Below are 8,042 nucleotides of genomic sequence, written 5' to 3' on the forward strand. Positions count from 1 at the left end.
AGATGTTACGCCGTAACTACTATGTTTCAAGCCTCCACCGCCCTCGAAATTACGCCTCTGCCCGATTTGCGCCAGCTTCTCGAAGAGGTTTACCGGGGGCGCAGCTTACAGCCCTACCGCAGCGGACAGCCCATTCGGATGCAGCCCGATGAAATCCTGGTGGTTTGTCGGGGCGTAGTGCAGCTTGGAACCCTTTATGACACGGGCGAAGAAGCACTGCTGGGTCTGGCTTGCCCGTCGATGCCTTTTGGCTTGCCTTTAGCCATTATTCGTCCCTATCAAGCCGCTGCCCTGACTGATGTCGATATCATGCGCCTGCGCTGGTCTGAGGTTGAGCAGTCTCCTGCTCTGGCACAGGGTATCTTTCGCCATCTGGCGCGACGATTGCAGCAGACAGAAGCGATTCTCTCGATGGTAGGCTATCGGCGAGTCGAGGAGCGGCTGCGGCATTTGTTGATTTTGCTGAAGCAGGAAGTGGGGCAACCCGTCCCGGAAGGAACACGGCTCACGGTGCGATTAACCCATCAACAGCTTGCAAATGCGATCGGCACAACGCGAGTGACGGTCACGCGGCTCCTCAGTCAACTGCAAGAAGAAGGCTGGCTCATCGTGGACAGTAACCGCCATATTATTCTCCCGGAACACGTCGTCGTAGTGCCTGGCTCGATTCCCTCATAGGGAGGAACTGCTTCGCGTCGTCCTTTTTATCTACAAAAAGGCTGTGGTCAGGCAGCGGAAATGCCGCTAGCTTAGGCAAAAAAGGCGGACGGAGCAGCAAGAATGGACGGCAAACCCCCTGTGAAGACTCCCGACTGGGTGAAGCACGCAGTTTTTTATCAGATTTTCCCCGATCGCTTTGCGCGAGGAGCCAGACCCGATAATCCCGACCTGGTTGATATTCAGTTTGAGGGATGGGAGTCGCCGCCGTCGCTGCAAGGCTATAAGGGTGGTAATCTGTGGGGGGTGACAAACCAGCTTGACTATCTACAAGGACTAGGAGTGACGGCAATTTACTTCACGCCGATCTTCCAATCCGCCAGTAATCACCGCTATCACACCCACGATTACTATCAGGTCGATCCAATTTTGGGTGGCAATCCGGCTTTTTTTCAAATGCTGGAGGCGGCTCACAATCGCGGCATTAAAGTGGTGCTGGATGGGGTGTTTAACCATGCCAGTCGCGGCTTTTTCTTCTTTCACGACATCCTGGAAAACGGACCCCATTCGCCCTGGCTGAACTGGTTCAAAATTCAGGACTGGCCCCTGTCGCCCTATAACGGAGAGCATTCGGCAAACTACGTGGGCTGGGCGGGCAATCGGGCGTTGCCAGAGTTTAATCACGCCAATCCGCAGGTGCGCGAATACATTATGGAAATTGGCGAATACTGGGTGCGATCGGGCATCGACGGCTGGCGGCTAGATGTGCCCTTTTGCATTCAAGAACCGGGCTTTTGGCAGGAGTTTCGCGATCGCATCAAAGCAATCAATCCTGAAGCCTACATTGTGGGCGAAGTCTGGGGAGATTCGCGGCAGTGGCTCGACGGCACGCAGTTTGACGGTGTGATGAACTACCTGTTTACCGGGCCGACGATCGCGTTTGTCGCAGGAGATCGCGTTTTGCCCGAAATGGCAAAAGACCGGGACTATGAACCCTTTCCGGCGATCGATGCGGCTCAGTATGCGGCAAAAATGCAGCGATTGCTGAAGCTTTATCCGTGGGAAATTCAGCTCGCGCAGCTTAATCTGCTGGCAAGTCACGATACGGCGAGGCTGCTCAGCATGGCAAGCGGCGACGAAGACAGCGTACAGCTAGCAACTCTACTGCTCATGACCTTTCCTGGTGCGCCCAGCATCTACTACGGTGACGAAGTGGGGCTACCGGGCGGACTCGACCCCGATTCGCGGCGCGGCTTCCCGCTGGAGGCAAACTGGAACCTGGCTCTGCTCACCTGCCATCGTCAGCTCATCGCCCTGCGTCATGCTCACCCTGCTCTCCGTACAGGAAACTATCAAATTCTAGGCGCAGAAGGAATGACCTATGCCTTTGCCCGAATTGGTAGTGGCGAGGTGCTGATCGTGGCGGTGAATACAGGAACTTCCCCTGAAAAACTCAGCCTGGAGGGAATTGGCAGCCAGTTATCTCGCCATCCTGCCGAACTGCTGTATGGATTAGGCGAAGCGCACTGGGTAGGCGAAACGCTGACACTGGAGCTACCCGGGCGATCGGGTGTAGTTTTGGGCTGATATTGAGCTTAGCAACCTGAACTGCCCCTCATTCCCCCACCGCTTATCGGAAAATTGCGCCCTCAAAGTGAACATCTTCAAGGATGACATCGCTCAGATCCACCTGGGTGAGGTCAGCGTTTTCCAGATATGCGCCGCTCAGGTCGGCTCCGTTCAGGTTCGCGTTCACCAGGCTAGCTCCCCGCAGATTGGCATTGCGTAAACTTGCACCCTGCAAATTGCAGTAGTTTAGATTGGCATTTTGTAAGTCGGCTTCGTCTAGAATGGCGCCCAACAGAATCGATCGTTCCAGGTTGACCTTTGCCAAAACAGCGTTCTGCATCTTTGCAGACATCAAGCAGGCACCTTGCAGCAGGGCATTGGTCAGGTCGGCATATTCTAGATTGACCTCCGTCAAGTCTGCCTCATTCAGGTTGGCATCGCGCAGGATGGCTTGCGAGATTTGAGCCTTAATCAGAGATGCCCTGCTGAGATCCGCCTCCTGCAGATCGGTAAACTGGAGATTCGCGCGGCAGAGATTGGCTTTGCTCAAGCAGAGTCCCGCCAATGTGAGGTCTGAGAGATCTACCCCTGCCAGGTTTGCCGAGTGAGGAATTGCCACCAGTGCCAGAATGAGCTGCTGTCGGGTCAGGTCTGCCATCGGTTTATTGTGAGACAGCTTTTAGAACAGCTTGTAGAACTTATAAAACAGCTTACTTAGAACAGCCTATTTAGGAGTCACCACATTTTTAGACGATCGCGGCAACAGTGTCATCATTTCGCGAAACAGGCGATCGAACTCTTCGGCAGCTTCAACCGAGGCTTTACCCAGCAGTTCCCAAACCGTTGCTGCCTGACCAAAGGTATCGGCAACCGTTTGTCGCTGGTGAATCACCGTGTTCAGAATCGGAACCCCGATATTGTTCAAAACTGCCATTGCTTCATCTTTAAGCCGGGTTCCTTTGACTGCCCGCGACACAAAGACCGCCGCCTGGGGCAACCCGTTTCGCACTGCCTGTGCCTGACGAATTAGCTCGATCGCATCCGAAGCCGATCGTAAATCAACGCCTGTTGGCTGACAGGGAATCACCGCCAAATCCGCCGTCAAGACAATGCTCCTGGTCGCATCCGACAATCCGGCAGGACCATCCACGACAATGTAATCATAGCGATCGGCATACTCAGGAATTCGCGCCAGCAGCTCATCGGCGGTTTGAATCACCTGAAACGGAATCGGATCTTCCAGCGTTTCCAGCCAGATCGAACTCGATCGCTGTGCGTCTGCATCAATCAGCATCACTTTACGCTGCTGGTGAAAGAGCCAGTAGGCAAAATGAACTGAGGTGGTGGATTTTGCACAGCCCCCTTTCTGATTCACAAATGCAACAACTGACATACCGTTTCCAGCCTCGTATTGAACTGTTAAAACGTTAAGCAATCCTCACTGTACTGCATTCCGGGCTGTATTCCAGTGACGAAACCTGATTCCAGGGGTGGGGCGATCGGTTTAACCCAAGCAAGGGTCGAGGCAAAGCCGTTGCTCCGAGAGCGTGTTCGACAGCGTCATATTCTTACAAAGTAATCCAGTCAACAACTGAGAAACGTTCGCGATACCGTCGTCATACGTCTGTCACACTCAGGGCTTACATTAATTCTCGTGATGCTAACTCATCTGCTTGTGGCAGAGTTTAACCTCCAAAACTGGAGGTTTTTTATTGGCTGATTAGCCCAGGCAAGGCAAAAAGCGTGAGCTTCAAATCACCCACGCTCAGCACGAATCCGCGTTTATTCGCCTCCCAGCTTGTCACGAAACAATTTTCCGGCAGAAAACACAGGCACAGTTGTCTCTGGAATGGTCATGGCTTCGCCTGTTTTGGGATTGCGTCCTTCTCTTGCCTGACGCTTCCGCGCTTCGAAAGAACCAAACCCGACCAGCGTAACTTTCTCCTCTTCGGAAACCGCTTCCATGATTACTTCCAAAACCGCAGACAGAATTGCATCTGCTTGCTTTTTGGTAACATCCGCTTTCTCTGCAACTTTATCCACTAATTCGCCTTTATTCATGATTTTTCAAACCCCAAATACTTTGCCGGAATTCTATCACAGGCATTTCAAAGCGGCAGATGGTTTAAGCGGTTTTATGCAAAAAAATCTTCCAATTAGTAGATTTATCTTAAAAGGTTGGGAGCGGCTACTAGCGAACGTTTTAAGGTAGAAGAAATAAGCGATCGGGAGAAAGGCAAGATGGGACTGGGAATGCTGATTGACGGCAAATGGGTTTCAGAGCGCGAGCAAGAAGATAAAAAGGGACGGTTCATGCGCCCAGATACGACCTTTCGCGATCGAATCACCGCAGACGGATCGAGCGGCTTTAAAGCTGAGTCAGGACGCTATCACCTCTACGTTTCCCTGGCTTGTCCCTGGGCACAGCGAACGCTGATCGTCCGCGAACTGAAGGGATTAACGAACGCAATCTCCGTGTCGATCGTCAATCCTGTGATGGGCGAGAATAGCTGGGAATTTACCGACGCGCCCGGCGTGATTCCTGATTCGATCAATCATGCCCGCTATCTCTGGGAGGTGTACACCAAAGTCGATTCCCAATATACCGGACGAGTCACCGTTCCTGTGCTCTGGGATAAGCAGACAGGCACGATCGTCAACAATGAATCTCGCGATATCATTCGGATGCTCGACACCGAATTTAACGAAGTCACCAATAGCCCGATCGATCTCTACCCAGCAGATCTGCATACTGAAATTGATGAGACGATCGACGCGATCTATCAACCAATCAACAATGGCGTCTATCGCTCAGGATTCGCTACCACTCAGGAAGCCTACGACGAAGCCGTCACTGAACTGTTTGACGCGCTGAACTATTACGAAGACCTGCTTGGTCGCCAGCGTTACCTCTGCGGTAATCGCCTCACAGAGGCAGATGTTTGTCTGTTCACGACCCTGCTGCGCTTTGATCCGGTTTACTATGTGCATTTCAAGTGCAACCTGCGCCGCATTGTAGACTACCCCAATCTCTGGGGCTATGTGCGCGACATCTACCAGCATCCCGGCGTGAAAGAAACCTGCAACCTCGACCACATCAAGCAGCACTACTATCGCAGCCACCCCAAGGTCAATCCCAGCGGCATCGTTCCAAAAGGACCAATTATTGACTTTGAAACTCCCCACGATCGCGATCGTCAATTTGATGCGCTTGCGGTCGGCTTTGGCTCCCTGGGTTAAAACACGGCTCCCCCGCCCACCCTCCTATCTTATTTCCCTCTTCACCCATTTACTCTCTCTCCCCATCCCCCAAACCTCGTATTGGCAGAATTCGCCAAACCCCCTAAACTAGGGGGAATCCGTTTAGTACATCTGCTCCTAGCATGACGGCTGCGCTCTCCCCGACTCCGGCTGAATTCTCTTCCTTGGAACAGGCACTCAAGCATTTCTTTGGCTACGATCGCTTCCGTCCGGGACAGCGGGATGTGATCGAGGCGGTGCTGGAAGGGCAGGATTTGCTGGTCGTGATGCCGACGGGGGGCGGTAAATCGCTTTGTTTTCAGCTTCCGGCTCTGCTCAAACCGGGGGTGACGATCGTGGTTTCGCCCCTGATTGCGCTGATGCAGGATCAGGTGCAGTCCCTCTGCGATAACGGGATCGGCGCAACGTTTCTTAACAGCACTGTCAGTCCCCTGGAAGTCCGATCGCGGGCAGCCCAAATTTTGCGGGGCGAAACGAAACTGCTTTATGTGGCTCCCGAACGATTGCTGAGTGAACAGTTTCTTCTCTTTCTTGATCAAATTCACAGCACGATCGGCATTGCTGGATTTGCAATCGACGAAGCTCACTGCGTTTCCGAGTGGGGACATGACTTTCGCCCGGAGTATCGTCAGCTTGTTTCGGTGCGATCGCAGTTTCCCGAAGTTTCCATGCTGGCATTGACGGCAACGGCAACTGAGCGTGTCCGGCAAGATATTATCGAGCAGCTTGATTTGCGGCAGCCGATCGTCCATATCGCTAGCTTTAATCGGCAAAACCTGAGCTACGAGATTCGCTCCAAGCAGAAAAACGCCTACGCCGAACTATTGCAGCTCGTGCGCCAAAATTCTGGGTCGGGCATTATCTACTGCCTCAGCCGCAAAAAAGTAGACGAACTCACCTATCGCCTTCAGCAGGACGGCATTGCTGCCCTTGCCTATCACGCCGGGATGCCGGACACCGATCGCGCCACGAATCAAACCCGCTTTATCCGGGACGATGTGCGAATTATGGTCGCGACGATCGCATTTGGCATGGGCATTAATAAGCCGGATGTGCGGTTTGTGATTCACTATGATCTGCCCCGCAATCTGGAAGGCTATTACCAGGAATCGGGACGCGCCGGACGAGATGGAGAACCTGCCCACTGCATTCTTTTCTTTAGCTACGGCGACTTAAAGACGATCGATTATTTGATCGACCAGAAGCCTGACCCCAACGAGCAGCAAATCGCCCGTCAGCAGCTTCGTCAGGTGGTGGACTATGCCGAAGGAACCGACTGCCGCCGCCGCATTCAGCTCAGCTATTTTGGCGAACGCTTTGAAGGAAATTGCCGCAACTGCGATAACTGCCTTCAGCCCAAACCGCTCGAAGACTGGACGATCGAGGCGCAAAAGTTTCTCTCCTGCGTGGCGCGATGCCAGGAAAGATTCGGCATAACCTATATTATTGATGTGCTACGCGGCTCCAAAGATAAGCGCATTTTGCAAAACCAGCACGACCAGCTTTCCACCTACGGCATTGGCAAAAACCGCAGCACAGACGCCTGGAGAATACTCGGACGATCGCTCCTGCATCAGGGCTTAGTGAGTGAAACCAGCGACGGCTACTCTGTTCTCAAGCTCAACCCGCAAAGCTGGGAAGTCCTTCGCAAGCAGCGATCGGTTTTTGTGGCGATTCCTAAGCGAACTGACGAAGGCGATCGTCCCGACTCACCGAAACGTCTCAAAGCAGAGCAGCTCTTTGAACACCTGCGTGCCCTCCGCAAACAAATCGCCGACGAGCAATCTGTTCCGCCCTACGTGGTCTTTCCTGATTCCAGCCTGCGCCTGATGGCACAATCCCAGCCCCAATCGCTCACCGACTTCGCTCAAATCTCTGGCGTGGGAACCCATAAGTTGACCCATTACGGACCCCGCTTCGTGAAGGCGATCGAGGATTTTTGTCAGCAGTATGATTCTGTTCAATCCGCACCTGCAGACGATTAAGCACTCAATGCCTGGGTTCGAGCCAAGATAGCAACCCCTGTGCCTGAATTGCCCGATCGCTAAGAAATTGCCCAATTTCTGCTGTTCCCATTTCGATCGGGTGGCGTTTGTTATGAAATAGGATAAACCGTCGAATCCAAACCACGTCGCTCTCCTCAGTCCGGTAGGAGTAGTGCTTCATGTGAATAACATTACGGACTTGGTCTAATAATTTTCGAGGTCGTTGTTCCATGCCAACACCCTGGATTCCGTCTAATTCCGTTTCTGGGATTTTAGGCAGAATTCAAGGCGAAAACAGACCGAAGAAACGCTGAAGAATTCGGGCTAATACCCAAAATCAGGGGTATTATACGGAAAATTCGTCGGGCTAATGTCCGATTTGGGGGATTAGACAGAATTGATTCAGGCTAATTGCCTCTATAGGGTAGATAGCCCGAATTAATTCCGTCTAATTCAGAGTTATACGCGCGACTCGAAGTCGTTCGGGGGAGTTGGAAGGATTCCTAAAAGTCTTTCCCTGCCAGTGTTCAGGCAGATGTCCGCCTCAGAATATTCAACCAGTAATGGGAG

General features: G+C 52.7%; 8 protein-coding genes. 4 read left to right on the forward strand and 4 right to left on the reverse strand.

Annotated features, from left to right (window positions below; all coding sequences use genetic code 11):
* Positions 1-21 precede the first annotated feature (21 nt).
* Both NDA02_RS16370 and NDA02_RS16375 read left to right on the forward strand, forming a co-directional pair.
* Positions 22-678 (forward strand): Crp/Fnr family transcriptional regulator, encoded by a 657-nt coding sequence (locus tag NDA02_RS16370; protein WP_190792852.1) that lies wholly within the window; start codon positions 22-24, stop codon positions 676-678.
* 102 nt (positions 679-780) lie between these two features.
* Positions 781-2,244 (forward strand): glycoside hydrolase family 13 protein, encoded by a 1,464-nt coding sequence (locus tag NDA02_RS16375; RefSeq protein WP_348255294.1) that lies wholly within the window; start codon positions 781-783, stop codon positions 2,242-2,244.
* A 43-nt stretch (positions 2,245-2,287) separates the two neighbouring features.
* Here NDA02_RS16375 and NDA02_RS16380 read toward each other — a convergent pair whose 3' ends face one another.
* From NDA02_RS16380 to NDA02_RS16390, 3 genes are all read right to left on the reverse strand, one after another.
* A complete protein-coding gene (locus NDA02_RS16380; RefSeq protein ID WP_348255296.1) occupies positions 2,288-2,884 on the reverse strand; it encodes a pentapeptide repeat-containing protein in 597 nt (198 codons plus the stop codon).
* 66 nt (positions 2,885-2,950) lie between these two features.
* Complete coding sequence (locus tag NDA02_RS16385; protein WP_348255298.1) at positions 2,951-3,619, reverse strand: AAA family ATPase; 669 nt, start codon at positions 3,617-3,619, stop codon at positions 2,951-2,953.
* 389 nt (positions 3,620-4,008) lie between these two features.
* Positions 4,009-4,287, reverse strand: a complete 279-nt coding sequence (locus NDA02_RS16390; RefSeq protein WP_190792848.1) for an HU family DNA-binding protein — start codon at positions 4,285-4,287, stop codon at positions 4,009-4,011.
* A gap of 180 nt (positions 4,288-4,467) precedes the next feature.
* Here NDA02_RS16390 and NDA02_RS16395 point away from each other — a divergent pair, with 180 nt between their 5' ends.
* Together NDA02_RS16395 and recQ are read left to right on the forward strand one after the other, a co-directional pair.
* Positions 4,468-5,466 carry a glutathione S-transferase family protein gene (locus NDA02_RS16395; RefSeq protein ID WP_190792847.1) on the forward strand — a complete coding sequence of 333 codons (999 nt, stop codon included), beginning with the start codon at positions 4,468-4,470 and terminating at the stop codon, positions 5,464-5,466.
* Between the two features lie 143 nt (positions 5,467-5,609).
* On the forward strand, positions 5,610-7,472 hold the full coding sequence (gene recQ / locus NDA02_RS16400) for a DNA helicase RecQ (RefSeq protein WP_190792846.1): 1,863 nt from the start codon (positions 5,610-5,612) through the stop codon (positions 7,470-7,472).
* Positions 7,473-7,476: 4 nt separating this feature from the next.
* On the opposite strand, the gene NDA02_RS16405 is transcribed toward recQ, so the two are convergent.
* Positions 7,477-7,704, reverse strand: coding sequence for a phage integrase N-terminal SAM-like domain-containing protein (locus NDA02_RS16405; RefSeq protein WP_190792845.1), 228 nt, complete (start codon positions 7,702-7,704; stop codon positions 7,477-7,479).
* Positions 7,705-8,042: the final 338 nt, after the last annotated feature.

It is taken from the genome of Leptolyngbya sp. ST-U4 (assembly GCF_039962215.1).
In the GTDB taxonomy this organism is placed as follows: domain Bacteria; phylum Cyanobacteriota; class Cyanobacteriia; order Elainellales; family Elainellaceae; genus Leptolyngbya_A.